We start from the raw sequence: 25,940 nt of genomic DNA, 5'->3' as shown, positions 1-25,940 counted from the left end.
GTTGATTAATCGTTAGCATGACAGTGCCTTTGGCAATAGGATGCAAGCATGAATGAACCTGCCGCGTCTACGCCTATGCCGGTTCTTGAAAATGTCATCTTCGACGACATCAAGATCGGCGACGGAGCCAGCTACTCGCGCACGGTGACGCGCGAAGACATCCAGCTTTTCGCCGCTGTGTCCGGCGACCTCAACCCCACTCATATTGATGAGGCCTATGTGCGCGAAGCCCCCGCAGGGGAAGTCGTCGCCCACAGCATGCTGTCCGCATCCTTTGTTTCCGCCGCTCTTGGCAACCAGTTTCCCGGCCCGGGTACCGTCTATGTCGGCCAGGAGCTCCACTTCCGCGCGCCCGTCGTGGTCGGCGACGCGCTGACGGTACATCTGACGTGCCGCGCCAAAGACACCGCGACCGGCCAGGTCACCATCGACTGCAACGTCACTAACCAGCGTAACCAGCAAGTGCTCACGGGCACCGCTACGGTGCATGCCCCGACCGTGCGCGTACGCCGCGAAGCCTGGCAATTGCCGGAACTCACACTCACGGACGAGCAGGCGCGCTACCGCAAAATCCTGGCGATGGCTGACGGTCTGCCCGCCATCCGTATGGGCGTGGTGCATCCGTGCGACGCTGAGTCGCTCCTGGGCGCGCTGCATGCGCGCGACGAGGGCCTGATCGAGCCCTTCCTGGTCGGCCCCGTGGCCCGAATCCGCCGCGTTGCCGAGCAGCTTGGCGTCGATCTCCATGGCTGCACGCTGGTCGACACCGAACACAGTGTCGAATCCGCCGAACGCGCCGTACAGATGGCGCGCGCCGGCGAAGTCGACGGCCTCATGAAGGGCAGTCTGCACACCGACGAATACATGGGCGCCATTGTCGCCACGCAGACCGGGCTGCGCACCAGCCGCCGCATCAGCCACGTGTATGTGGCCGACGTGCCGCGCTATCCGCGCCCGCTGCTGATCACCGACGCCGCCATCAATATCCAGCCCGATCTGCCGACCAAGGTATCGATCGCGCAGAACGCCATCGACGTGGCCCACGCATTGGGAATCGAGCGTCCGCGCGTTGCGATCCTGGCGGCCGTCGAGACGATCAATCCAAAGATGCCATCGACGCTCGACGCGGCGGCGTTGTGCAAGATGGCGGATCGCGGCCAGATCACCGGTGCGATCCTCGACGGCCCGCTGGCCTTCGACAATGCGGTGTCCGAATTTGCGACCAAGGCCAAGGGCATCGTGTCCGAAGTCGCCGGTCGCGCGGACATCCTGATGGTGCCCAACCTCGAAGCCGGCAACATGCTCGGCAAGCAACTGGAATATCTCGCCGGTGGATTTCTCACCGGCGTCGTCGTCGGGGCCCGCGTGCCCATCGTACTGACGAGCCGCGCAGACCGCGCGGAAGCCCGCTCGGCCTCATGCGCGATCGTCAAACGCATCGTGGCCTACCGCAAGTCGTAGTCGCCCCCTCTTATCGCAGCATTCTTTAAGGCAGGTACAACAATGCAAGCTCTACTCGTGATCAACGCCGGCTCGTCGAGCCTGAAATTCGCCATGTTCGAAGCCCCGCTGGCCGAGAACGCACCGTCGATCTTCCGTGGCCAGATCGACGGCATTGGCGCGGCAACCAAGTTCGTTGCCAAGGATATCGACGGCAAGGTGCTGGTCGATACGGTCATCACTTCGCCCGAAGGCGCCGACTTCGAAGCCCAGCAACAGTTGGCGCTCGACACGCTGCTGAACTGGATCGAAGCGCAGAACGTACAACTGGTCGCTGTTGGTCACCGCGTCCTGCACGGCGGCGAGCGCTTCACGGCGCCGACGCTGATCACGCCCGAGATCATGAGCTTCCTGACCTCGCTGATCCCGCTGGGCCCGCTACACCAGCCGCACAACCTGCGCCCGATCCGCGCCCTGGCCAAGAAGTACCCGAACCTGCCGCAAGTTGCCTGCTTCGACACCGCCTTTCACCGCACCCAGCCCGAACTGGCGCAGATCTACGCCGTGCCGCGCAAGATCACGGCCGAAGGCGTTCGCCGCTATGGCTTCCACGGCCAATCCTACGACTACGTGTCGCGCCAACTGACGCGCGTACTGGGTGACAAGGCCGGCAACGGCGCCGTCGTCATCGCCCACCTGGGCAACGGTGCTTCGATGGCCGCCCTGCGCGACACCAAGTGCGTGGCGACCTCGATGGGCTTTACCGCCGCCGAAGGCCTGATGATGGGCACGCGTACTGGCTCGATCGATCCGGGCGTGCTGCTGTACATGATGGAAACGCACGGCTACGGCGCCAAGGAGCTGTCGAACTTCATCTACAAGGAATCGGGCCTGCTGGGCGTGTCCGGCATCAGCCAGGACATGCGTACGCTGGAAGCATCCGACGCGCCCGAAGCCAAGCAGGCCGTCGACCTGTTCTGCTATCGCGTGGCACGCCAGCTCGGCGACCTGATGATCGCCGCGGGCGGCCTGGACGCCCTGGTGTTCACCGGCGGCATCGGCGAGAACTCCGATCTGGTGCGTTCGCGCGTGGTCGAGTACATCTCGTGGATGGGCGCCAAGCTGAATCCGGAGCTGAACAAGCAACGTGGCAAGGCACAGACCATCCACGCAGCCGACAGCAAGGTGGCAGTGGCCGTCATCCCGACCAACGAGGAATGGATGATCGCTTCGCACACCGTCAAGCTGCTGGGCGTGGCATAAGCGGTATCTGCAAAAGCGAAAAAGGCGCCCCTTGGGGCGCCTTTTTTTGTCGTCGGTGACTGGCTCAGGCGGCTGGCCGGTAACGAGTCGGGTCCGCGAGTCCAGCGGCTTCGAAGCCTGCGCGACGCAGGCGGCATGCATCGCATTTGCCGCATGCGCGCCCTTCGTCGTCGGCTTGGTAGCAGGTGACCGTCATCGAATAATCGACACCAAGCGCCGTGCCGCGCTGTGCGATCTGAGCTTTCGACAGGTCGATGAGCGGCGCATGGATATGCATTTTGAGACCTTCCACGCCTGCGCGCGTGGCAAGGTTTGCCATGGCTTCGAACGCGCGGATGTACTCGGGCCGGCAGTCCGGGTAGCCGGAGTAATCGACCGCATTCACACCCACGAAGATGTGCTGGGCACCCAGGACTTCAGCCCAGCCAAGCGCCAACGACAGCATCACCGTATTGCGCGCCGGCACATAGGTAATCGGGATGCCGGCCTGTACGCCATCGGTCGGGACTTCAATCGACGAATCGGTGAGTGCCGAGCCACCGAACTGGCCCAGGTCCACATGTGCCACGCGATGCTCACGCGCACCCAGCGCGGCCGCCACACGTTTGGCGGCATTCAGTTCGGCGATGCTGCGCTGTCCGTACGACACCGACAGCGCGTACGTTTCCAGCCCCTGTTCGCGTGCGATGGCAAGGCAGGTGGCCGAGTCGAGACCACCGGAAAGAAGTACCACTGCGCGTTGTAAAGCCATGTCGATGCCCTGGTTGATAGTCGTCGGATGAAACGCTGGCCGGCTCACTTGCCCGGCAAGTTGCCCCAGATGATCTTGTGGAGCTGCACCTGCATGCGCACCGGCAGGCGGTCGCGCAGGATCCACTCGGCCAGTTGTACCGGCGTGAGCTTGCCTTGCACCGGGGAAAACAACACCGGGCAGCGTGCCGCCAGATCGTGCTCGGTCAGTGCCGCCCGGGCCCATTCATAATCGGCCTCGTCAGACAGCACAAGCTTGAGTTCGTCGTGTGTCGTCAGATGCGGAAGGTTCTCCCAGCGATTCTTCGCCACTTCGCCAGAGCCCGGCGCCTTGAGATCCATGATCTTCGAGACGCGCGAATCGACACCCGACACGTCGAGCGCGCCGCTCGTTTCGAGCGAGACGGAGAAACCGTCGTCACACAGACGGGCAAGCAGATCGAGGCAGGCGCGTTGCGCCAGCGGCTCGCCGCCCGTCACGCATACGTACGGCGTGCCGTGACTGGCGACTTCGGCGACGATCTCATCGATGCTGCGATAACCGCCACCATGGAAGGCGTATTCAGTGTCGCACCACACGCAGCGGAGCGGGCACCCCGTCAAGCGCACGAACACGGTGGGCAGGCCCACGCGGCTCGACTCTCCCTGGAGGGAGAAGAAGATTTCGGTGATGCGCAGGCGGGTCGCGCCGCGCGTATCGGTTTCAACGACGTCGTTCATGAGTGTTCCACCACGCAAACGGGGCATCGACGCTCGCGCCGATGCCCCGTCGGTGGTTCTTTATAGCTGTTTATTTCTTGCCCAGACGCTGCTTGGCGGTCTTGGCCGCGTCGCTCGACGGGTATCGCGCTACGAGTTGCTCGAGCGTGGCCCGGGCGGCTTTCTTGTCGCCCTTTTCGTTCTGCGTGTTGGACAGACCGAGCATGGCATCCGGTGCCATGGCGTCATCGGGCCAGCCGGTAACGACGCGGCTGTAATACTCACGCGCGCTGTCGATGTCGCGTGCCTGGAAGTAGGCCGAACCCGCCCAGAAGTTGGCCGAGGGCTGGAAAGCGCTCTTCGGATAGGTCTTGATGAAGTTCTTGAATGCGTTGGCCGCATCGACATACTTGCCGGCGCGGAGCGCATCCAGCGCAGCACCGTAGTCGCGCGATTCGGACGCCGGATCACCCTGCGGCGCTACCGGCGCGCTTGCCTGGTTCAGGTTCGTCACCGCACCTTCGAGCTTGCGCAGCCGGCCATCGAGGTCGACGTAAAAGTCCTTCTGACGCTTCTGGGCCTGATCAAGATCGTTGGTCATCTGTTCGATCTGGCCACGAAGGCGATTGACCTCGTTGCGCAACTGGTCGAGCTGGTTGTTCAGCTGCAACTGGGCGCGCTGGGCGTCTTCCAGCGACTTCAGGCGCGTATCGGTATCGGAACGCAACTGATCGATGCGGCGGCGCGCCTCATCGTCGTCGAACAGCGCCGCGTGAGCAGAGTGGGCCAGCAGCAGGCCGAGCGCTGCGGCCGAAATCTTCGAACGGATCATGAGCAAAAGGTCCTGTACGACGCGGCGCGCCCACCCGGGGCACCGCCACGTACGTTACGGTTGATTAGAACTCGCCGTTATACAGGATATCGGAACGACGGTTTTGCGCCCACGAGGCTTCGTCGTGGCCGGCGGCCTTCGGTTTTTCCTTGCCCAGCGATACGGACTCGATCTGCGACTCGGGCACGCCCAGCAGCGACAGGTTCTTCTTGACCGCGTCGGCGCGCTTCTGACCCAAGGCCAGGTTGTATTCGGACGAACCGCGTTCGTCGGTGTTGCCCTGGATCAGCACCTTGGCCGACGGGTTGGCCTTCAGGAAACGCGCGTGGGCTTCGACCAGCGGCACGTATTGCTGATTGACCACATAGCTGTCGAAGTCGAAGTACACACTGCGCTTGGACAGGATGTTGTTCGGGTCGCGCAGGACGGCGAACGGATTACCCGACGGCTGCACCGGCGTCGTGGTCGTCGGCTGCTGTTGCGGCTGGACCTGGATCGGGGCGTTGTTGGCGACGGGGGCCGGCTCCTGCGTCGGCGAGCTGCTGCAAGCAGCCAGGACGATCGCAGTGAGGGCGGCCAGGGGCAATTGATAGTGCTTCATGTTTTTCTCCAATTAAAGGTTCTTACCTCGCCAGAGGTCCCCACGACGGTTCGCGTACGTCGCTCGCCTGCTGGGACAGCCGGTATCGGGTCTTGCCATCTACGGACACAACGGACAGGACACCCCGGCCGCCCGCTTCCGTGGCGTACAGAATGTAGCGTCCATTGGGCGCGAAACTGGGTGATTCGTCCTTGCTGGAATCGGTCATCACCTGCGTCTGCTGGGTCGCCAGATCCATCGTCATGAGCTGGAAGCGACCGTTGTTACGCGAAATGTATGCCAGCGTCTTGCCATCGGGCGAGACGCGGGGACTGACGTTGTAGCCCCCCTCGAACGTTACGCGCTGCGCGTCGCCGCCGTTGGCCGACATGCGATAGATCTGCGGGGCGCCGCCACGGTCCGAGGTGAAGTAGATGTACTGCCCGTCCGGCGAGAACGTCGGTTCGGTGTCGATGCCGCTCGAATTGGAAATGCGACGCACGCCGCTGCCGTCGGCGTTGACCATGTAAAGCTGGGACAAGCCGTCTTTCGTTAATACAATCGCCAGCCGGCGGCCATCGGGCGACCAGGCCGGGGCAGAGTTCGATCCTTTGAAGTTGGCGAGCACGATGCGGCGTTCGGAACCGATGTCGCGAACGTAGATGATCGGCTTCTTTGCTTCGAACGACACATAGGCCAGCTTGGTGCCATCGGGCGACCAGGTCGGTGAAATGATCGGCTCGCCCGAACGCAGCACGGCCACGGCGCGGGCGCCATCGGCATCGGCAACCACCAGCGAGAACTGCTGGCCACGTTTTTCGACATAGGCGATACGCGTGGAGAAAATGCCCGGTTCGCCAATCAGCTTGGCGTAGATGGCGTCGGCAATCCTGTGCGCCACGTCGCGATAGGAATCGGCCTGAAAGGCATACGACTGGCCTTCGAGCCCTTGCGCGCGCGCCACGTCGTAGAGCCGGAAGCGTGCCTCGAATCGACCGCCCGATTGGCCCACCGCGCCCACGGCCAGCGCGTCGGCGCCGCGCCCTTTCCAGTTGGCAAAGTCGGGGATGGTGGCTTCGGGAATCGGCTGCGGGCCGGTTTCTACGCGACGGAACAGACCCGAGCGCTCGAGGTCATCGCGCACCACATCGCTGATCGTACGGGGAAGGAGATTCTCGCCTTCGAACGTGCCAACGGCGATGGGGATGCGGCTTGCTCCCGCGCCCGAGATCTCGATCGAAAGCTGGGCATGTGCCAGCGACGCCATACCGCTCAAGCCAACCACTGCAATCGCGGAACACAGCGATAGGAAGTTTCTGCGCTTCATAAGTTTTTTCGATTATATCCTGTCAAAGATTCTGGCGACGAAAGTCAACATCTGCTTTCAACTTCCGTTCGGCGCGTTGGGATCGAACGTGAGTCTGGGGCTCAAGGCGAAATCTTCTTGCCGCCGCGGCAGGGGAAGCGGGCTGGCACGCGCGATCGCTCGCTCGATGAGCCCATCCTGCTGGGCGTTGCCGGTGCCTTTCTCCATTGGGATAGCCGTCACCGTACCGTCTGGCAAGAGATTCACTGCGAAAACCGCCGTCGGCCGCCCCGGTAAATCCGCCACCCGAACAATATTCGGCCTGATCGCTGCCACGATGCGTTGCGACCAATCATCCGACGCAGCGCCTTTCTTCTCGCCGGCAGGCGGGGATGGCAACGGTGCGCATGAAGCAAGAATCGTCACTGCCAAAAAGACAACCGGCAGGCGAAAGCGTTTCATCCAATGTTTCATGCGTCGGATGTGCCGAATCGGCAATCGTTCCAACAATATAGATAAGGCTCGCCCGGCTCCGGGCGGGCACAGCGCGAACTTTATCAGCCTCCGTCCGGATTGTTCGGATCGAAGGTCAGGCTCAGCTCATTGGTGAACACCTCCTTGCGCGCGGGCAGCGGCAAGGGATCGGACGCCCGTATCGCACGTTCGATGTTGGCATCCAGCGTCGGATTGCCTGAACTGCTCTTGAGCCGGATTTCGCTCACCGAACCGTCCGGCAACAGGCGCACGGTGAAAATGGCCTTGGGCCGGCCGGTCAGGTTGGGCGGCTTGACGATCTTGGGGCGCACCTTGGCGATGATGCGCGCACTCCATTCGTCGACGGCCTTGGAGTTGCCTGCGACTTCCTCCGCGGACCGGCGCAACAGTTCATTCTGCCGCGTCACGGCCTGCGCACGGGCCGAATCCTGGTTCATCAGCGCACGCATGCGGTCGTCTTCGGTCGGCGCACGCACCGCAGGCGGTTTGGGCTCCGGTTTCACCTCGGGTTTCTTTTCCACCACCTTGGGCTCGGGCTTCGGCTCAGGCTTTTTCTCGACCTTGGGTTCGGGCTTCTTTTCGACCTTCGGTTCGGGTTTGGGCTCGGGCTTCTTCTCCGGCTTCGGCTCCTTGATCGCGATGTCGGGCTTGGGCGGCGGCGGAGTCTCAGGCGCCTTCACCTCGGGCTTCGGCGCGGGCGGCGGCGGTGGTGGTTGCTCCACCGGCGGTGCGGGCGGCTGCGTGGTCGGCGGAGCCGAAGGCTGCACCGAGGGCATGGTGCGGACCAGTTCGACCGACACCGGCTCAGGCGATCGGCTCTGCCACTGCACGCCGAAGAACAGGAACACGGCCAGCAGCCCGTGCATGAGCACGGTCAGCGCAGCCGAAGCCCATTTGCCCGGTTGTGGTTCTCTCGTTGCGGACGGGTGCATGCTGCGTCCTATTGCGCCGGCCGCACCAGCAGGCCGACTTTCGAGATCTGGTTCCGTTGCAGCAGATCCATGACCTGCATGACAGCGTCGTAGCGAACGTTCTTGTCGGCGGCAATGACAACCGGCTGGTCGGGGTTGGAAGCCTGCGCATCGCGCAGCCGGGCGACGAGGTCGTTCTTGGAGACGCTCGTCAGCGTCTCGGTCTTGGAGCGATCGCGCATCTGCAGTTCATCTGCCGACTTGACCACCACTTCAAGCGGCGGCAGCTTGGCTTGGGAGGCCTTGGCCACGCTTGGCACGTCGACCGTACCGGTCGGCAGCATCGGCGCGGTGACCATGAAGATCACCAGCAGCACCAGCATCACGTCGATGTACGGCACGACGTTGATCTGGTTCATGAGGCGGCGTTGTCTCATCGTGGCACTTCCTCAGCGGAGCTGGCGCTGGAGGATGTTGGAGAACTCCTCCATGAAACTCTCGAAGCGGATCGCCAGGCGGTCCAGATCGTGGGCGTAGCGGTTGTAGGCGACCACGGCGGGAATGGCCGCGAACAGGCCGATGGCCGTTGCCACCAGGGCTTCGGCGATGCCCGGGGCCACGTGGGCCAGGGTCGCCGTGCCGACATCTCCGAGCCCGCGGAAGGCATTCATGATCCCCCAGACCGTGCCGAACAGGCCGACATAGGGACTGACCGAGCCGACCGAAGCCAGAAATGCCAGGTGGGCTTCGAGATCATCCAGCTCACGCTGGTAGGTGGCGCGCATGGCGCGGCGCGAACCATCGATGATGTCGGAGGCTTCGAGCTTTGGCTGCCCGCGCAGCTTGGAAAATTCGCGATAGCCTGCTTCGAAGATGCGGGCAAGTTGCCCGGCGCCGCCGCGGTCTCCCGCCACGCCTCGATAGAGCTGGGCCAGTTCGCCACCGCTCCAGAACTGGTGCTCGAATTCGCTGGTGCGACGGCCGGCCTGACGGATGGCAAAGCCTTTGCGGAAAATCCAGTACCAGGACATGAAAGACAGGGCCAGCAGGATAGCCATGACGATCTTCACCACCACGCTGGCATTGGCGATGAGGCTGAGGATGGACAGGTCTTGGGTGACGTTCATTCAGGGGGTTCCAGAAGGTTCTTGAGTTTTTCCGGCAAGCGCGCCGGTCGGCGGCGGGCCCAATCCACGCACGCAATGGTGACGCTGGCGACGAACAGGGTCTGTTGGTCGCGCATTATCCTCTGTTTGAAACACAGGCTGACACGTCCGATCGAGTCAATCGTCGAGCAGACCGTCAGTGCATCATCGAGTTCCGCGCCCTTGAGGTAGTCGGCCTCGACGCGAGTGACGACGAAAGCGAGGCCCTCGTCGCGCATCAGTTGTTGCTGATGAAAGTTGAGCGCGCGCAGCCATTCGGTTCGGGCCCGCTCGCAAAAACGCAGGTAATTGGCGTAATACACAACGCCGGCGGCGTCGGTATCTTCATAGTAAACACGTACCGGCCACTCGTGGACGCGTTGTTTCGGTATGTGGCTGTCAGTCATCCGCCTATTGTACTTTGCGGATTTGCCCATATATTGCATGTTGCGCTTAACCCGGGCCGGCAATCGCCGTTTACGGGGACTGTGAAAGCCGACGCGACTGCGGCAGAATGCCGGGTCTTATAGTGAACCACTGATGGGGGAGTTCTCCATGGCGCTAACCGAAGCCAAGCTTCTGGCGATGCCCGAATCCGAGTACATGAATGCGGAGCAGTTGCAGTTCTTCCGCGAGCGGCTGACGCAAATGCGGGAGGAGCTCCAGCAGAAGGTCGACGAAACCGTCGAACACATGCGCGAACAGGAAACCGTTGCCGACCCGGCTGACCGGGCCACGGTGGAAGAAGAACACGCGCTTGAACTCCGCACCCGTGACCGCGAACGGAAATTGCTCAAGAAGATCGACCAGGCACTGGTCCGGATCACTGACGAATCCTACGGCTACTGCGAAGAGACCGGCGAGCCGATCGGGCTGGCCCGTTTGCTGGCCCGTCCGACGGCGACCCTGTCGGTCGAAGCGCAGACCCGTCGGGAACGCATGCAGAAGATGTTCGCCGACTGAGCTCGGCAACCGGGCAACGAGTACTGCCGAAGGGCAGTACTCGGCCGGCGTGCGGGTTGTCACAGCCGCCAGGCCGGAAATAAACCAACCTGTGTCCATGCGGGCCGCGCGCGCCTGCAAAGCACGAACAAACAAGCGCAGCGCCTATCGCCCTGGCAGCATCGTCCGGCAGGACAGGCTCCATCGCGGGGCAACAAGGCCGCGTATGCGGCTCCATGAGAGCGATGCGATGCGTCGCCCGCTGAAGGTAGGGCGTATGGTTGCGAGACCAGGCTCCGACCCTTCCGGCGCACTCGCCAAGAGTAGAACCATATGGTGATCCCCTTCTTCGGCAAGAAGCCTTCCGACTCCGACGCCCACTCGGCTGCGGATGAGCGCGCGGGAGGCAAGCCGGATGGCAACTCCATCCTCGATTTTCCCCATGGCGACAGTGGCCGCTCCGCGCTGGCCCAGGCAGCCGAAAGCATCCAGGTTTCGGATTCAGGGCTCGATGACAACGCCGCCGTCGAAGAAGCCGCCGTCCTCTACGCCAACGCCAACGATGAACCGGCCCGCGTCGTGCTCGAACAGGCGATCGACGCTGCCGGCGGCCGCGCCGGCGAAGGCCTGTGGCGCATGCTGCTCGACCTCTATCGGCTGACCGGCAATAAAGAGGCGTTCGACACGCGCGCCGTGGGCTTTGCGCAGCAATTCGAAATTTCGCCTCCCCTGTGGGGCGAGGCAGAACCCGTTGTGACGGCGCCTGTGCGGGAGTCATCCCCGGCAGTGAACCTTACTGGCACGCTGAGCGCCAATGCCCGCAGCCAGTTTGAGCAATACGCTCGCATCGGCGCCAAGGCCGGCAAATTGCGTATCGATATGTCGCGCTTGCGCGGCATCGATGAGGCGGGCGCGGCCCTGTTGATGGAAGTCGTCACCGACCTCAAGCGCAGTCGCACGCGTGTGACGTTGCTGGGCGCTCAGAATGCACTGACGCTGGTCGAGCCGAGACTCAAGGTCGGCGAAAAGGAACACGCCCCGTTCTGGCTGCTGGCGCTGGCCTTGTTGCAGCAACTTGGCAACCAGGATCGCTTCGACGAAATCGCGCTGGATTATGCGATCACCTTCGAAGAGTCGCCCCCTTCGTTCGAAATTCCCGAGCCCGCCAGCATGACGGACACTAGCGGGCTAACCGACACAGGCGGCTTCGAGCCTCGTGTCGAAGAACCCGCTGGCGGGTTTGCGCTGGAAGGCACGCTGTCCAGCAACAGCCAGACCGAAACCCTGCGCCGCCTCGTGGCTTATGCACATGAGCGCGAACTCGTCGATATCGACGCACGGGCGCTCAACAGGCTTGAATTCGTCAGCGCGGGCGCATTGTTCAATCAATTCGCCCAATTCCAGACTCAGGGCAAGAAAGTCGAAATCCGTGGCGTCAATGCCATGGTCGCCGCGCTGATGCGTGTAATGGGCATCGATCAGGTGGCACGGATCGAACTTTCGCGCCGTTGAGAACCCAAAGCGGTTTCCAAGCGCTCGGAAGGACACCATGGAGCAATATCACGGTACAACCATCCTGTCGGTGCGGCGCGGGCGCTCGGTAGCGCTCGGCGGTGACGGACAGGTCACGCTCGGCAACATCGTCGTGAAAGCCACCGCGCGCAAAGTGCGGCGCCTCTACCAGGACCAGATCCTGGCCGGTTTCGCTGGCGGCACGGCCGACGCCTTCACGCTGTTCGAACGGTTCGAAGGCAAACTCGAAAAACATCAAGGCAATCTTCTGCGTAGCGCAGTCGAACTCGCCAAGGATTGGCGCACCGACCGCATGCTGCGCCGGCTGGAGGCGATGCTCGCCGTCGCGGACCGCGACCATTCGCTCATCATCACCGGCAACGGCGATGTGCTCGAACCCGAACAGGGCATCGTCGCCATCGGTAGCGGCGGGGCCTACGCTCAGTCGGCCGCGCGCGCATTGATCGAGAATACCGATCTGGCGCCCATTGAAGTCGTCAAGAAATCGCTCGCCATTGCCGGCGATCTTTGCATCTATACCAATCAGAGTCACACCATCGAGACGCTGGACTGATCTGAGTCGAACACGGCGCGCGCCCGCGCGCGCGCCACGCATCCCCCTCTTTCGCAGCAGGCACGACCATGAACATGACGCCCCCGGAGATCGTCTCCGAACTGGACAAGCACATCGTCGGCCAGGATCGCGCCAAGCGCGCCGTGGCCGTGGCCCTTCGCAACCGCTGGCGGCGCTCCCGGGTGGCCGAGCCGCTGCAGGCCGAGATCACGCCGAAGAACATCCTGATGATCGGCCCGACCGGCGTGGGCAAGACCGAGATCGCGCGCCGTCTGGCACGCCTGGCCAATGCCCCCTTCATCAAGGTCGAAGCGACCAAGTTCACCGAGGTCGGCTACGTCGGCCGCGACGTCGACACGATCATCCGCGACCTCATGGAGATCGCCGTAAAAGAAGCGCGCTCGCACGCCATGCGCCGCGTGCGCGACCGCGCGCTGGATGCGGCCGAAGACCGCGTGCTCGATGTGCTGCTGCCACCCGCGCGACCGGTAGGCTTCTCTGCCGAACCGCAGGCAACGGATGAGACGGGCACGCGCCAGAAATTCCGCAAGCGCCTGCGCGAAGGCGAACTCGATGACAAAGAAATCGAAGTCGAGGTAGCGCAAATGGGCGCGACGGCCGAGATCTTTGCGCCTCCGGGCATGGAGGAACTCACGCAGCAAATCCAGGGCATGTTCCAGAACATGGGACAGGGCCGTAAGAAATTGCGCAAGATGAAGATCGCCGACGCGCTCAAGCTGCTTGCGGATGAAGAAGCCGCACGTCTGGTCAATGACGAAGAGCTCAAGACCGAAGCCGTGACTGCGGTCGAGCAGAACGGCATCGTCTTCCTGGACGAAATCGACAAGATCGCCTCGCGCTCGGACGCGCAAGGCGCGGATGTCTCGCGCCAGGGCGTGCAGCGCGATCTGCTGCCGCTGGTCGAAGGCACCACGGTCAGCACCAAGTACGGCATGATCAAGACCGACCACATTCTGTTCATCGCCAGCGGCGCGTTCCACCTGTCGAAGCCGAGCGATCTGATCCCCGAACTACAGGGGCGTTTTCCGATCCGCGTCGAACTCGAATCGCTGTCGGTGGAAGACTTCGAACGCATCCTCACCAGTACCGACGCCTGCCTCACGCGCCAGTACGAAGCGCTCCTTGCCACAGATGGCGTCACGGTGACGTTCCAGCCGGATGGCATCCGCCGGCTCGCCGAGATCGCTTTCAGCGTGAATGAGAAGACCGAGAATATCGGCGCGCGTCGTCTCTACACGGTGATGGAAAAGCTCCTCGAAGAAGTCGCCTTCGACGCTGGCCAGCCTGGACTGGGCGCGGTGCTGGTCGATGGCGCGTATGTCGATAGCCGACTCGGCGTGCTATCACAGCGCGAAGATCTGGCCCGCTTCATTCTCTGACGCATACGGGCGGCGGCCGAGGCTGCCGCCCGGACATTCCCTGACAGCCCGCCCGCCACGCTGGCGGCATAATGGGTGGATGCTTGAACGCATCATCTCGATTCTCTTCCCGATGTTCGCCATCGCGGCCGTCGGTTATTTCGTCGCACGCCACCACCGTCCCGACCTCTCTCACGCCAACCGTCTCACCATGGACGTGTTCGCACCTGCCTTGTCCTTTGCCGTGCTGGCAGGCAAGGATTTCGATCTCGCCGCGCACCGCACGTTGGCGCTGGCGATGCTGGTGGTGGTGGCACTCTCCGGCATCGCTGGCCTCGCGGTGGCCCGCGCGGCGCGTGTGGACCTCAAAACGCTATTGCCGCCGCTGATGTTCGGCAATTCCGGCAACCTGGGCATTCCTCTCGCCGTACTGGCGTTCGGCGATGCAGCGCTGCCTTCGGCGGTGGTGCTGTTCGTCATCTCCACCTCGCTGCACTTTGTCTTTGGCGGCTGGCTGCTCGACCGCCAGGCACGCTTGCTGATGATCTGGCGCTTGCCGCTGGTTTTCGCAACCATCGCGGGAGCGATCGTCTCGCTCATGGGTTGGGTGGTGTGGCCGCCGTTGCTCATGGCGATAAAGATGCTGGGCGATATCGCCATCCCGCTGATGCTCTTCGCTCTCGGCGCGCGGCTGGCGGAGGCAGAACTGTCGTCCTGGCGGATCGGGCTGACAGGCGCGATCGCGCGTCCGCTGCTTGGCGCAGCGGTGTCGTGGCTGGTGGGGATCGTGTTGGGCATCCGGGGCCTGGATTTCGCCCTGCTGGTAATTTACGGCGCCATGCCGCCGGCCGTGCTCAACTACATCTTTGCCGAGCGCTTCAACCAGGAACCCGACAAGGTCGCTTCGATCGTACTCATCGGCAACATACTGTCGCTGGTCTTCTTGCCGATCGCGCTGGCGATGACGCTGGACTGAGCGCCGCCCTAGCTGTGACGAAAGCGGTCCAGCGAGCGACGATCCCGTTTGGTCGGACGTCCGCGAATATCGTCGGCCGGCTCGGCCTGTACGCGCCGGGCCTCGGCGCGCTCGGCGCGGGCTCGCTGACTGGCTTCGGTTTCTTCGTAGAGCGTACGTGCCACTGTCGCCGGCCCGCGCTTTTCGGCCAGGTCGCGCACGATCAGCTCCCAGCGTGTCTCGGCCATGGTGACTTCGACGCGGTCGCCCGGCTTGACGTCCTTGGCCGGCTTCACCCGCACGCCGTTGACGTGCACACGGCCGCCTTCGACCGCCTCGGTGGCCAGTGTGCGTGTCTTGAAGAACCGCGCCGCCCACAACCATTTGTCCAGCCGCACGCCTTCGCTCATCGATCGCCTCCCTCGGCCAACTGACGGTAGCGTCCCCGGAAATAGACCAGCGGCTCGCGATCGAAGCGCTCGAAGCGCTCAACCTCACCGATGAACACGAGATGATCGCCGCCCTCATGCTGGTTGACGTTGCGCACTTCGAAATGCGCGCAGCAACCGGGCAACAGTGGCGCGCCGCTCGTGCCCTTGTGCCACGCCAGACCCGTAAAACGCTCGCCAACCTTGCCCGCGAAGCGCCGCGAAACTGCTTCCTGGTCATGCGCCAGCACATTCACGGCGTAGTGTGAACACCGCTCCATCACGCGACGGATGCCAACGTGGTTGGACAGGCTCCACACCACCAGCGGCGGATGCAGCGAAACCGAGTTGAATGAGTTCACGGTCAGCCCGACCGGCGTACCGTCCTCGCTCAGCGCAGTCACGACCGTGATGCCGGTGGCGAACATGCCCAGCGCACGCCGAAAAGCGTGTCCATCGGCATCGGGGTTGTCGGAACTGTGCTGCGTCATCGGGATGTCATGTGGAGGGCGAGAACCTGGCATTATCGGGTGCCACGGCGTTGGCGTCGACCCGCCGTGCCCCGCGCTACACTTGCGCCATGGCTCAAGCACCCGCATCCCCCGACTTCGCTCCCCGCCTCATCGCCTGGCAACGCACTCACGGACGGCACGATCTCCCTTGGCAACAGACCCGCGACCCGTACCGCGTGTGGCTGTCCGAAATCATGCTGCAGCAGACGCAGGTCGACACGGTGATTCCGTACTACCTGCGCTTTCTGGAGACCTTTCCAGACGTGGACGCCCTGGCCTGCGCGCCGATCGATGACGTGCTCGCCCATTGGGCCGGTCTTGGCTACTACGCACGTGCGCGTAATCTGCACAAATGCGCGCAGCGGATACAGGCAGAGTTTGGCGGACAGTTTCCCCGCACCAGCGAGCAACTCGCCACCCTGCCTGGCATCGGTCGCTCGACGGCGGCGGCGATCGCTTCGTTCTGCTTTGGTGAAAGGGCGGCGATCCTGGATGGCAACGTCAAGCGCGTACTGGCCCGGCAGTTTGGGGTCGAGGGCTTTCCTGGTGCGCGCGCGGTGGAATTGGCGATGTGGAAGCTGGCCGACGAATTGTTGCCAGCCAAAGGCATCGATACCTATACGCAGGCGCTGATGGATCTGGGGGCCACGGTGTGCACGCGCGGCCGACCCGTGTGCCTGCATTGCCCGGTCAATGAATCGTGCGTGGCTCGCGTGACGGGTCGTCAGGGCGAGTTGCCCGCGGCGCGGCCGCGCAAGGCGATCCCTGAACGGAGCGCTGACATGCTGGTGATGATTGCGCAGGGCAAGGTGCTGCTGGAACGCCGTCCGCCCACGGGCATCTGGGGCGGTCTCTACAGCCTGCCGGAAGCCACGGATGGTGAATCGCCCATGGCACTGGCCCTGCGCCGCAGCGGAGTAGTCCCGCATGAAGTGTCGGCGCTGGTCACGGTGCGCCACACCTTCACGCACTTTGCGCTGACCATCACGCCCTGGCTCGCCCGATTGTCGACCATGCCCGAGCAAGCGGCTGAAGAGGGGCTGTTGTGGGCGCCGCTCGACGCGCTCGACCGCTACGGCCTGCCGGCCCCCATCAAACGCGTGCTTTCGGATCTGTCCGGCGTCTGATTACTTCGCCGCCGGCGCGGATTGTCCCTTGGCCGCTTTCTTTTCTGCCGCCTCACGGGCGCGTTCGTCATAACGCGCCTTGTCTTCGCGAGCCTGCTGGGCACGCTTGGCGGCTTCTTCAGCCTCTTGTGCGCGCTGCGCCTGCCGCGCGGCGTCATGCTCTGCCTGCGCTTTCGGGTCGAGCGGCGCAGCCGTCGGCTTGGGGGCCTCAGGCGCCGGCCGGTTGGCCGGGATCGGCGGCATGGTCGGACGCGGGCCCGCGTGCGGTGCCGAGACATCACCCAATGGCCCGACCGTCGGCTGCGGCGGATTGGCGGCACGTTCGGCGTCCTTGATCGCCAGTTCGGCCGACTTGGCCTCGCGTTCGAGGTTGGCCGCTTCGATCTCCAATTTGCGTGCGCCGACGATTCTTTCGAGATATGTCTCGCGCGACTTGTCCAGGCAGTAATTGACGAGGAATTTGTGATAACAGGCCGCGTCGTTCACATCACGCTCTTCCTGAGCCTGGCGGCGAGCCAATTCGGCTTCCTGGCGCATCTTTTCGGCGCGTTCGCGCTGCGCCTTCCAGGGATCGGCGGCGAGCTGCGACTGCTGGGCAAAGGCGGCGCCGACCGCAAGGGTCAGCAGCGCCGGAATCAATATACGTTTCATGACGAAAGAGTATCCGGATCAAGGGGCCGGTAATGCAACTGGACGATACCGTCCGGGTAAGCACGGCTTTCCACCAGTTCGAGCTGCTCCTGGTCACCGCTGTGGCCGAGCAGCGGAATGCCGTTGCCGAGCACGACCGGGATCACCGACACGATGTAGCCCGTGATCAGCCCGTGGCGCCGGAATTCGCCCGCCACCAGGCCACCACCGGCCAGCCATACGCGCCGCAAACCCTGCGCTTCAAGCTCGCGCATGACCGCACCGGGCTCGTCGGGCGTGATCGTCACGTCGGCATCGACCGCATCCAGATCGCGCGACGATAACACCCATACGCGCTTGCCGGCATACGGCCATTCGCCGAAGCCGAGGCACTTCTCGTAGGTGGCGCTGCCCATCACGACGGCGTCGATGCGGTCGATGAAGGCGGCGTAACCGTAGTCCTGCGTGCCACCCTCGAACGGTGCCAGCCAATCGATGCCGCCGTCTGCGGTGGCGATGAAGCCGTCCAGGCTCGTGGCGACGTAGTAGATCAGCTCAGACTTGGGCATGGTGCCGGCTACAATACGCTGGTCGTGCATTGTCCCACTCCCGCCCCTCGTGATCCAGTTTCGTAACCTCGCGCTTGCCCGCGGAACCCGTCGCCTCATAGAAGGCCTCTCCCTGCAGATCCACCCGGGTTGGCGCGTCGGCGTAACCGGCGCCAACGGCACGGGCAAGTCCAGCCTGTTCGCGCTGCTGCGCGGCGAATTGCACCAGGACGCCGGAGACCTTGAAATGCCGGCTTCGTGGGTCATCGCCCATGTTGCGCAAGAGACGCCGGCTCTTGCCACCAGCGCGCTCGATTACGTGCTCGATGGCGACGCCGAGCTACGCTACATCCAGCAGGAACTGACGGCGGCAGAAGAGGCCCACGACGGCCATCGCGTTGGCGAACTGCACGCGCGCCTGCAAGAGATTGACGGCTATGCCGCCCAGGCCCGCGCCAGCATCCTGTTGCACGGGCTGGGCTTCGCCGACTCCGACTTCACGCGCCCGGTGTCGGATTTCTCCGGCGGCTGGCGCATGCGCCTGAATCTGGCGCAGGCACTCATGTGCCGCTCCGACCTGCTTCTGCTCGACGAACCCACCAACCACCTGGATCTCGATGCGGTGGTTTGGCTCGAACGATGGTTGGCGGCCTACCGTGGCACGCTGCTGCTGATTTCGCACGACCGCGACTTCCTCGACGCCTGCGTCACCCATATCGCGCACCTAGATCGCCAGCGCCTGACGCTCTACGCCGGCAACTACAGCGCCTTTGAAGACCAGCACGCGGCCCAACTCGCCCAGCAACAGGCGATGTACGAGAAGCAACAACGACAGATCGCCCACCTGCACAGCTACATCGACCGCTTCCGCGCCAAGGCGACCAAGGCGCGACAGGCGCAGAGCCGCATCAAGGCGCTCGACCGCATGGAGCACATCGCTGCGGCCCACGTCGACACACCATTTGATTTTTCCTTCCTCGCACCCGAACGCGCGCCCGACCCACTGATCACGCTCCATGACGCCGTGATCGGCTACGGCGAGCGGCGTGTGATCGACGGGCTGTCGCTGACACTGCGCCCCGGCGCGCGGCTCGGCCTGCTCGGCCCGAACGGCGCCGGCAAATCCACGCTCATTAAACTGCTTGCTGGCGAACTTGGTGCGCAGGAAGGGCAGGCACTGAGCGGCAAGGGCCTCACCATCGGCTACTTCGCGCAACATCAGCTCGAACAATTGCGACCCGATGAGTCGCCCATCCAGCATCTGCAGCGACAAGAGCCCACCACGCGCGAACAAGACCTGCGCGACTACATCGGAGGTTTCGACTTCCGCGGCCCGATGGCGGATGCGGCGATCGGGCCGTTTTCGGGTGGCGAGAAATCGCGCCTCGCGTTGGCGCTATTGATCCGCCAACGGCCCAATCTGCTGCTGCTCGACGAGCCGACCAATCACCTCGACCTCGACATGCGTCACGCGTTGACGGTCGCGCTGGCCGAATACGAAGGCTCCATGGTGCTGGTCAGCCACGACCGGGCGCTGCTGCGTACGGTGTGCAATGATTTCCTGCTGGTGGCCGACGGCAAGGCCGAACCCTTCGACGGCGATCTGGACGACTACCTCGTATGGCTCGACGCCCGCCGCTCCAAACAGGCCGATGCCGCTGGCGACACGCAAGCCGCACAGGACAAGGCCGCCCGACAGCAGGCCCGCGCCGACGCCGCGGCCGACCGGCAGGCCAGGCTGGCGCGCCGACGCCCGCTGGCGAAAGAGATCGAACAGATCGAAAAGAAGCTCGCCGGCTGGCAGGGCGAGAAAAAACTGCTCGATGCACGGTTGTCCGACCCGACGCTGTACGCCAATGGCGACTCGGCCCAATTGCAGACCTTCCTCAAGCGGCAGGCAGAACTCACCAACGCCATCGATGAGGCCGAGATGCGCTGGCTCGAAGTGCAGGCGGAGCTGGAAGAGATCGGTGACATCTGAGCGCAACACCCGCTTCTTCTGAAAGGCTTATCGGATTCCGTGCGTAGCGCCCGGTATCCTATTCGCATCAACCAAGCAGGGCATCCCGGCCATTAGCATGCGGTCGCCGCAAACGTCCTCTCGCGGGACTGCGGCGCCCTCCGTGTTCAGTCGCCTTGCCCAATGTTCTCAAGTTCCCTCGATGCACACCTCACGCGCGCGCTCGCGCGTATTGAACGCCTGACGCTCACCCAGGTTTTCTGGATTGGCGTGCTGATAAACCTTGCCGCCTTCGGACAACTGGTCGTCAGCAACATCTACACGAATCACACCTTTCCGAATGTTCTGCTACAGGATTTTCCGTCCTACCGCGTGATGGAGGGACGCTGGGCGCAGGACGTTCTTTACCTTGTGCTGGGGAAGGGGGCGACACACTATCTGGGCATGTTCCTCGCCATTCCGATACAGGTGTGTAACGGCCTGCTGTTCGCGCGCCTCCTCGAACGTCAGGACAATTGGTCGCGTCTCATCACCATCGCTTTGATCAGCACGTATCCGTTTGTGCTCGATTACTTCAGTTTCGTGGGCGACAACCTGACGTTCGTGTTGCCTACCACATTCGCCATGGCTGCCTTGCTTATCACGGACACGTCGATCAAAGCCCTGCTGGCCGGTGGTGCGCTGGTTACGATCAGCCTGTCGTTTTATCAGCCCGCCATTGCCACGCTCGCGAGCGCCATGGTGGCAAGGACATTTTGTCGGATCGTGGACACGCGAGGCGACTGCCGAGCGGTGGCACGGCAGGTACTGCGCCACATACTGATCGCCGGATTGGGATGTGTCATGTATCTCGCTCTGCTTCGGGCGATCGAAGCGACGTCGCCACTCACACACGCTCAGGAGCATTTCGCGCGGCGCCTCTATACGAACACACCGAGTGAAGCGATCGCACAATTTCCGCTGATCTTTGCGGACTTTTTCGAGCGCATAGGGAACGAGCCGAACTTCGTCTTCGGCTGCCTGAGGGTGCTTCCCGCGCTAGTCGTCATCGGAGCAGCTCTCTTTGCACTGCGTCGCGCCTTCGAGCGAACGACAACACAACGCGGGCGCCGCGCGACGCTTGTTGCCAGCGCAGCACTTTGGCTTGTGCTGGCGCCAATTGCGGCGTACCTATCGTTCGTCATCTCGAAGAACAGCTATTGGCACTCTGGCCGCTTCGTCGCCCCGGTGGTCTTGGTGATTGCGACTGCGTGCCTGGTGTTTTCGCAGAGCCGCGTGCGCCTGCGCGCCGCGCTGGCCGCCGGCGTTTGCCTCATGACGCTGAATTACATCGTCACTGACGTGCGTATCGTGCAGTTCGTCGTCATGCGGAGTCAGTGGGACATGGCTTTTGCCAATCGTATCGTGGCACGCATGGAACGATTGATCCGCAATGACCAATGCGGCCGATACCGCGTGGTTATGATCGGCCAGCCCCTGTTGCCCGTGCGCTCAGTGCCCGGCCCGAGAACGGCATACGTGTCGATGGAAGAGACGTCATTCGCGCCGTATCGGCAGGTCGAACTCTTCAACTATGTGATGGGCCGCGATTGCTTTGTCATGGCTACGGCGGACGACGTGAAAGTGGCACTTGAGACGGCCACCACACGGGAATCCTGGCCCGACGCAGATAGCGTCTATCTGGCGCGAGAGAGGCTCATCGTGGTCATCATTGAGCCCTATGTTGAGGGCCGCACGATTGTCACTGCCGCCCCTTGACCCGACGGCGAAGCCCGGCAATCCGCCAGGAGGCCGATTGCGGGCTGGAGCGCAGAGGGGACTATCCCAGAAACAACTTGTAAGCCGGGTTGTCGGTTTCTTCTACGGCCTCATAGCCAAGGCGGTCGAGGAAATCCTGGAACTCGGACTGGTCCTGCGGCGGCACCTGCATGCCGACCAGCACGCGGCCAAAGTCCGAGCCGTGGTTGCGGTAGTGGAACAAGCTGATGTTCCAGTCGGTGTGCAGATTGTCGAGGAACTTCATCAGCGCACCGGGACGCTCGGGAAAGCTGAAGCGATAGATACGCTCGTTGTCGACCTGCGGCGCCCGGCCGCCGACCATGTAGCGCACGTGCGACTTGGCCAGTTCATCGTCTGACAGATCGACGGCCGGTAGGTCGTGCTGCTTGAGCGATTCCACCAGGCGTGCGAGCTCGCCGCGATCCTGGATCGTCACGCCGACGAAGATGTGCGCGTTCTGGGGATCGGCATAACGGTAGTTGAATTCCGTCACGTTGCGACTGCCCAGCAGGCTGCAGAACAGGCGGAAGCTGCCCGGCTTTTCGGGAATCGTGACTGCCAGCACCGCTTCGCGTTGCTCGCCGACTTCTGCGCGCTCGGCGACAAAGCGCAGGCGGTCGAAATTGGTGTTGGCGCCGCTGGTCACCGCCACCACTGCGCGACCGTGAGCGCCTTCGCGCGCCAGCCAGGCCTTGGCGCCTGCCAGTGCCAGCGCGCCGGAGGGTTCGAGAATCGAGCGTGTGTCTTCGAAGACATCCTTGATGGCCGCGCAGATGGCGTCGTTGTCGACGAGGATGACTTCGTCCACGTATTGCTGGCAGAGGCGGAAGGTCTCTTCGCCCACGAATTTCACCGCCGTACCGTCGGCGAACAGACCGACCGACTGCAGACGCACGCGCTCGCCGGCCGCCAGCGAACGCTTCATGGCATCGGCGTCGACGGTTTCGACACCGACGATGCGGGTGTTCGGGCGCAGACGCTTGATGTACGCGGCCACGCCAGCGATCAAACCACCGCCGCCGATGGCGCAGAACACCGCATCGATGGGGCCGGCGTGCTGACGCAGGATTTCCATGCCGATCGTGCCCTGCCCGGCGATGACTTCGGGGTCATCGTAGGGATGCACGAAAGTCAGCCCTTCGCGATCGCCGAGCTCGACGGCATGAGCATAGGCTTCATCGAACGACTCGCCGGCGAGCACCGCTTCGCCGCCACGGGCGCGCACAGCATCGACCTTGATCTGCGGCGTGGTGGTGGGCATGACGATCACCGCGCGCACGCCCATCCTCTGCGCCGACAGCGCCACGCCCTGTGCGTGGTTGCCAGCCGAAGCGCAGATCACGCCGCGTGCAAGTTGCTCGGGCGAGAGCTTGGACATCTTGTTGTACGCGCCGCGCAGCTTGAACGAGAAGACAGGCTGCATGTCCTCGCGCTTCAGATAAATTCGGTTGTCCACGCGTCGCGAAAGGTTGGCGGCCAGGTCGAGCGGCGTTTCAATGGCCACGTCGTACACTTGGGCGTTGAGGATTCTTTCGAGATAGTCGGGACAGGCAGAGGACATTTCAGTGGGCGTTACGGCAAAAGGTCCATTATCGCGCCGCAACAGCCCACAAGGAAAGACCGTCGACCATTGCAGGCTGTGGCCGCCCGCACCGGCGAGTGATCAGCTACGGTCCTCGTCCATATCGACGAAGCCGTTCTCGCGCGCCTCGCGAAAGGCCGTCATGGCCGTGCGGCGGCTCGGGAAGAGCTTGATCCTCAGGTCGCGCTGCGTGAGGTGGCGCGACTCCAGCCAAAGAACGATCTCATTCCTGCGGCCGCCGAAAGCCATCGTGATGCCGCGGCGAGCCAGCTCATCGGCCATATCCGACAGCAATTGCGCACCGGTCAGATCGACATGGCTGATGGTGTAGCCATCGATCATCACCCATCGCACCGGGACTTCAGCCTCAGCGATCAGTTCTTCGACGCGCTGGCGGAAATACGGGGCGTTGAAGAAAATCAGCGGGGCGACGAAACGATAGGCCAGCAATCCCGGCTCGGACCTGGCGTCCGGATGAAAGCGCATCGCATGCAGTTCGCCGTCGCTTGCCACCCCCAGCACGTAGTCGGCCGGGCGTGCCACGCGATGCAGAAAGCTCAGCAGCGCCAGCACGATCGCCAGCAGAATGCCGGGCATCACACCGATCAACAACACGCCCACGAACGTGCCCACGGCGACGCCGCACTCGGTGCGCGAGAAAGCCCACAGCCGCCGGTAGGCCGAGAAGTTCATCAATCCGGAAGACGCGACCACCAGGATGATGCCCAACGCCGCCATCGGCAGCAGCGCCAGCGGCCCGGTGAGAAACAGCAGGGCGAGCAGGATGGCCAACGCGCCAAATACTTGCGCCATGCGTGTGCGGCCTCCGGCCGCATCATTGACGGCGGTGCGCGAGTTGGCGCCCGTCACGGCAAAGCCCTGCGACATGGCCGAGACGATACTGACGATGCCAAATGCCACAAGCTCACGGTTACCGTCCACGGTGTAGCCATTGCGCGCGGCAAAGCTGCGCGCCGTCAGCATGCCGCTGCTGAAGCTGACAAAGGCCAGCAGCGCGGCGGCCGGCAGGATCGAGCCTAGCTCTTCGTGCCGCAACGAAGGCCAGTGCAGGCGCGGAACCGACGACGGAATCTCGCCGACGGTCGCGACCCCCTGCGCCGAAAGTCCGAGGAGCGCGTTCAAGCCGATGGCCACGACCGCCACGATCAATGCCGTCGGCCCCTTGGGCCAGAATCGCTTCAGCGCGATATACAGTACGCATAAACTTGCCGAGAGCAGGAAAGTAGGCAAATGCAGCGAGGAGATATTCCGTCCGATGGAGATCACCTGCCCGATGAAGTCCTTACCTTCGAGCGAGAAGCCGCCGATCTTGCCAAGCTGGCCGACGATGATGGTGACGGCCACCCCATTGAGCAGGCCGATGAGGATGGGGCTGCTCAACAGATCGGCGAGGAAACCCATCCGCAGTCGTCCCGCGACGATGCACAGCAGACCCGTGATGAGCGTCAGCGAAATCGCCAACGCGTGGTAGTGCTCGGGATCGCCACCCGCCAGGGGCATGAGCGTGGCGGAGATCATGGCGCACGTGGCGGCATCCGGCCCGACGATGAGTTGCCTGGATGAACCGAAGAAGGCGTAGGCGATCATCGGCAGGATCGCGCTGTAGAGGCCCACGACCGGACTGAAGCCGGCCAGTTGCGCGTAGGCGATGGAGACCGGCAGCGCGATCGTTGCAATCGAGATGCCAGCGAAAAGATCGGCCCGTACGTCCGCCCGCGAGTAATGGAGCAATTCCGGCAGACCGGGGATCCAGCTGGCCAATCTCCCCATCAGGGCGGACGAAGTGTCTTGCATGATTTCTACATCATAGAACTTCGAATGGAGCCATTCATGAAAGCTGCATCACCGCTTCTTGCGTTTGTCGCGGACAAAAATCGCCTTGCCGTTGCCGAGCGGACGCTCGACGACTTCGAACAACGATATCGCGCGCATCAATTCGGACAAACGCGAAAATCCGTAGTTACGCGCATCGAATTCGGGTGAGGCTTGCGCGATCGCGCTGCCGGTTGCACCCAGGTGCGCCCAGCCGTCTTCATCGGCGCGCGCCTCGATGGCCGAGCGGATCAGGTTGATCAGACGAGCGTCGCCCGACAGTTCCTTGGCGCGATTGGTGCGCGCGGCGGGGCTGGCCGTCTCTTCGGTCTCGTGCAGGACGTCGGTATAGATGAATTTATGACATGCCGATACGAAAGGCTTGGGCGTTTTGCGCTCGCCAAAACCGTAGACCATCAGCCCTTCTTCGCGAATGCGCGCCGCCAGCCGCGTGAAGTCCGAATCCGACGACACTAGGCAGAAGCCATCGAAGCGGCCGGTGTACATCAGATCCATGGCATCGATGATCATCGCGCTGTCGGTGGCGTTCTTGCCGACCGTGTAGCGGAACTGCTGGATCGGCACGATGGAGTAGTCGAGCAGCGATGCTTTCCAGCTCGAAAGGTTGGGCGTGGTCCAGTCGCCGTAGATGCGCTTGACGCTCGCCACACCATAGTTGGCGATCTCGGCGATCAGCCCTTCGATAATGGCGGCCGACGCGTTGTCGGCGTCGATCAGTACTGCCAGGCGCGCTTGGG

The 25,940-nt window shown here is 63.3% G+C and carries 27 protein-coding genes; 10 read left to right on the top strand and 17 right to left on the bottom strand.

Features of this window, described 5'->3' with window-relative positions; all coding sequences use genetic code 11:
* The first annotated feature begins 48 nt into the window (after positions 1-48).
* A complete protein-coding gene (locus ACDA63_RS18060; protein WP_373664685.1) occupies positions 49-1,461 on the top strand; it encodes a bifunctional enoyl-CoA hydratase/phosphate acetyltransferase in 1,413 nt (470 codons plus the stop codon).
* A gap of 42 nt (positions 1,462-1,503) precedes the next feature.
* The gene (locus ACDA63_RS18055; RefSeq protein WP_373664684.1) at positions 1,504-2,703 is read left to right on the top strand and encodes an acetate/propionate family kinase; all 1,200 of its coding nucleotides are present in this window, start codon (positions 1,504-1,506) and stop codon (positions 2,701-2,703) included.
* A 64-nt stretch (positions 2,704-2,767) separates the two neighbouring features.
* Here ACDA63_RS18055 and queC read toward each other — a convergent pair whose 3' ends face one another.
* The 10 genes from queC to ybgC form a co-directional block, all read right to left on the bottom strand.
* Positions 2,768-3,454, bottom strand: a complete 687-nt coding sequence (queC, locus tag ACDA63_RS18050; protein WP_373664683.1) for a 7-cyano-7-deazaguanine synthase QueC — start codon at positions 3,452-3,454, stop codon at positions 2,768-2,770.
* A gap of 44 nt (positions 3,455-3,498) precedes the next feature.
* Positions 3,499-4,173, bottom strand: a complete 675-nt coding sequence (gene queE, locus ACDA63_RS18045; RefSeq protein WP_373664682.1) for a 7-carboxy-7-deazaguanine synthase QueE — start codon at positions 4,171-4,173, stop codon at positions 3,499-3,501.
* Between the two features lie 70 nt (positions 4,174-4,243).
* Positions 4,244-4,984: a tol-pal system protein YbgF gene (ybgF, locus tag ACDA63_RS18040; RefSeq protein WP_373664681.1), complete on the bottom strand. Its 741-nt coding sequence runs from the start codon at positions 4,982-4,984 to the stop codon at positions 4,244-4,246.
* A 64-nt stretch (positions 4,985-5,048) separates the two neighbouring features.
* A complete protein-coding gene (gene pal, locus ACDA63_RS18035) occupies positions 5,049-5,585 on the bottom strand; it encodes a peptidoglycan-associated lipoprotein Pal (protein WP_373664680.1) in 537 nt (178 codons plus the stop codon).
* A 22-nt stretch (positions 5,586-5,607) separates the two neighbouring features.
* Entirely contained in the window at positions 5,608-6,891 is a 1,284-nt protein-coding gene (tolB, locus tag ACDA63_RS18030) for a Tol-Pal system beta propeller repeat protein TolB (protein ID WP_373664679.1), read from the bottom strand.
* 57 nt (positions 6,892-6,948) lie between these two features.
* Positions 6,949-7,332, bottom strand: a complete 384-nt coding sequence (locus ACDA63_RS18025) for an energy transducer TonB (protein WP_373664678.1) — start codon at positions 7,330-7,332, stop codon at positions 6,949-6,951.
* 95 nt (positions 7,333-7,427) lie between these two features.
* Positions 7,428-8,297: an energy transducer TonB gene (locus tag ACDA63_RS18020; RefSeq protein ID WP_373664677.1), complete on the bottom strand. Its 870-nt coding sequence runs from the start codon at positions 8,295-8,297 to the stop codon at positions 7,428-7,430.
* Between the two features lie 8 nt (positions 8,298-8,305).
* A complete protein-coding gene (gene tolR, locus ACDA63_RS18015) occupies positions 8,306-8,713 on the bottom strand; it encodes a protein TolR (protein ID WP_373664676.1) in 408 nt (135 codons plus the stop codon).
* Positions 8,714-8,725: 12 nt separating this feature from the next.
* On the bottom strand, positions 8,726-9,403 hold the full coding sequence (tolQ, locus tag ACDA63_RS18010; protein ID WP_373664675.1) for a protein TolQ: 678 nt from the start codon (positions 9,401-9,403) through the stop codon (positions 8,726-8,728).
* Positions 9,400-9,828 carry a tol-pal system-associated acyl-CoA thioesterase gene (ybgC, locus tag ACDA63_RS18005; protein ID WP_373664674.1) on the bottom strand — a complete coding sequence of 143 codons (429 nt, stop codon included), beginning with the start codon at positions 9,826-9,828 and terminating at the stop codon, positions 9,400-9,402. Before ybgC ends, tolQ begins: the two co-directional genes overlap by 4 nt.
* A 148-nt stretch (positions 9,829-9,976) precedes the next feature.
* Here ybgC and dksA point away from each other — a divergent pair, with 148 nt between their 5' ends.
* From dksA to ACDA63_RS17980, 5 genes are all read left to right on the top strand, one after another.
* Complete coding sequence (gene dksA / locus ACDA63_RS18000) at positions 9,977-10,384, top strand: RNA polymerase-binding protein DksA (protein WP_373664673.1); 408 nt, start codon at positions 9,977-9,979, stop codon at positions 10,382-10,384.
* Between the two features lie 312 nt (positions 10,385-10,696).
* The gene (locus ACDA63_RS17995; RefSeq protein ID WP_373664672.1) at positions 10,697-11,875 is read left to right on the top strand and encodes an STAS domain-containing protein; all 1,179 of its coding nucleotides are present in this window, start codon (positions 10,697-10,699) and stop codon (positions 11,873-11,875) included.
* Between the two features lie 37 nt (positions 11,876-11,912).
* On the top strand, positions 11,913-12,449 hold the full coding sequence (gene hslV / locus ACDA63_RS17990) for an ATP-dependent protease subunit HslV (RefSeq protein ID WP_373664671.1): 537 nt from the start codon (positions 11,913-11,915) through the stop codon (positions 12,447-12,449).
* Between the two features lie 74 nt (positions 12,450-12,523).
* Complete coding sequence (hslU, locus tag ACDA63_RS17985; protein ID WP_373664692.1) at positions 12,524-13,849, top strand: ATP-dependent protease ATPase subunit HslU; 1,326 nt, start codon at positions 12,524-12,526, stop codon at positions 13,847-13,849.
* Positions 13,850-13,928: 79 nt separating this feature from the next.
* On the top strand, positions 13,929-14,804 hold the full coding sequence (locus ACDA63_RS17980; protein ID WP_373664670.1) for an AEC family transporter: 876 nt from the start codon (positions 13,929-13,931) through the stop codon (positions 14,802-14,804).
* An 8-nt stretch (positions 14,805-14,812) separates the two neighbouring features.
* Here ACDA63_RS17980 and ACDA63_RS17975 read toward each other — a convergent pair whose 3' ends face one another.
* Entirely contained in the window at positions 14,813-15,193 is a 381-nt protein-coding gene (locus ACDA63_RS17975; protein WP_373664669.1) for an RNA-binding S4 domain-containing protein, read from the bottom strand.
* The gene (locus ACDA63_RS17970; protein WP_373664668.1) at positions 15,190-15,702 is read right to left on the bottom strand and encodes a flavin reductase family protein; all 513 of its coding nucleotides are present in this window, start codon (positions 15,700-15,702) and stop codon (positions 15,190-15,192) included. Before ACDA63_RS17970 ends, ACDA63_RS17975 begins: the two co-directional genes overlap by 4 nt.
* 89 nt (positions 15,703-15,791) lie before the next feature.
* Here ACDA63_RS17970 and mutY point away from each other — a divergent pair, with 89 nt between their 5' ends.
* On the top strand, positions 15,792-16,850 hold the full coding sequence (mutY, locus tag ACDA63_RS17965; RefSeq protein ID WP_373664667.1) for an A/G-specific adenine glycosylase: 1,059 nt from the start codon (positions 15,792-15,794) through the stop codon (positions 16,848-16,850).
* Here mutY and ACDA63_RS17960 read toward each other — a convergent pair whose 3' ends face one another.
* Together ACDA63_RS17960 and ACDA63_RS17955 are read right to left on the bottom strand one after the other, a co-directional pair.
* A complete protein-coding gene (locus ACDA63_RS17960) occupies positions 16,851-17,501 on the bottom strand; it encodes a hypothetical protein (RefSeq protein WP_373664666.1) in 651 nt (216 codons plus the stop codon).
* Positions 17,498-18,079 (bottom strand): dihydrofolate reductase family protein, encoded by a 582-nt coding sequence (locus ACDA63_RS17955; RefSeq protein WP_373664665.1) that lies wholly within the window; start codon positions 18,077-18,079, stop codon positions 17,498-17,500. Before ACDA63_RS17955 ends, ACDA63_RS17960 begins: the two co-directional genes overlap by 4 nt.
* Positions 18,080-18,098: 19 nt before the next feature.
* On the opposite strand from ACDA63_RS17955, the gene ACDA63_RS17950 reads away from it, so the two are divergent.
* Both ACDA63_RS17950 and ACDA63_RS17945 read left to right on the top strand, forming a co-directional pair.
* Positions 18,099-20,009 (top strand): ATP-binding cassette domain-containing protein, encoded by a 1,911-nt coding sequence (locus tag ACDA63_RS17950; RefSeq protein ID WP_373664664.1) that lies wholly within the window; start codon positions 18,099-18,101, stop codon positions 20,007-20,009.
* 162 nt (positions 20,010-20,171) lie between these two features.
* Positions 20,172-21,746 (top strand): glucosyltransferase domain-containing protein, encoded by a 1,575-nt coding sequence (locus ACDA63_RS17945; protein ID WP_373664663.1) that lies wholly within the window; start codon positions 20,172-20,174, stop codon positions 21,744-21,746.
* Between the two features lie 61 nt (positions 21,747-21,807).
* On the opposite strand, the gene ilvA is transcribed toward ACDA63_RS17945, so the two are convergent.
* The 3 genes from ilvA to ACDA63_RS17930 form a co-directional block, all read right to left on the bottom strand.
* Positions 21,808-23,328 (bottom strand): threonine ammonia-lyase, biosynthetic, encoded by a 1,521-nt coding sequence (gene ilvA, locus ACDA63_RS17940; protein WP_373664662.1) that lies wholly within the window; start codon positions 23,326-23,328, stop codon positions 21,808-21,810.
* A gap of 102 nt (positions 23,329-23,430) precedes the next feature.
* Entirely contained in the window at positions 23,431-25,164 is a 1,734-nt protein-coding gene (locus ACDA63_RS17935; RefSeq protein ID WP_373664661.1) for a SulP family inorganic anion transporter, read from the bottom strand.
* Between the two features lie 48 nt (positions 25,165-25,212).
* Positions 25,213-25,940 (bottom strand): NYN domain-containing protein (locus tag ACDA63_RS17930; protein ID WP_373664660.1); only part of this gene is annotated, 728 nt, incomplete at its 5' end.

It is taken from the genome of Uliginosibacterium sp. sgz301328, assembly GCF_041807905.1.
Classification (GTDB): Bacteria; Pseudomonadota; Gammaproteobacteria; order Burkholderiales; family Rhodocyclaceae; genus JBGVSA01.
The sequence above is the reverse complement of the archived record's forward strand: the minus strand, read 5'-3'. Positions and strand labels throughout refer to the sequence as shown.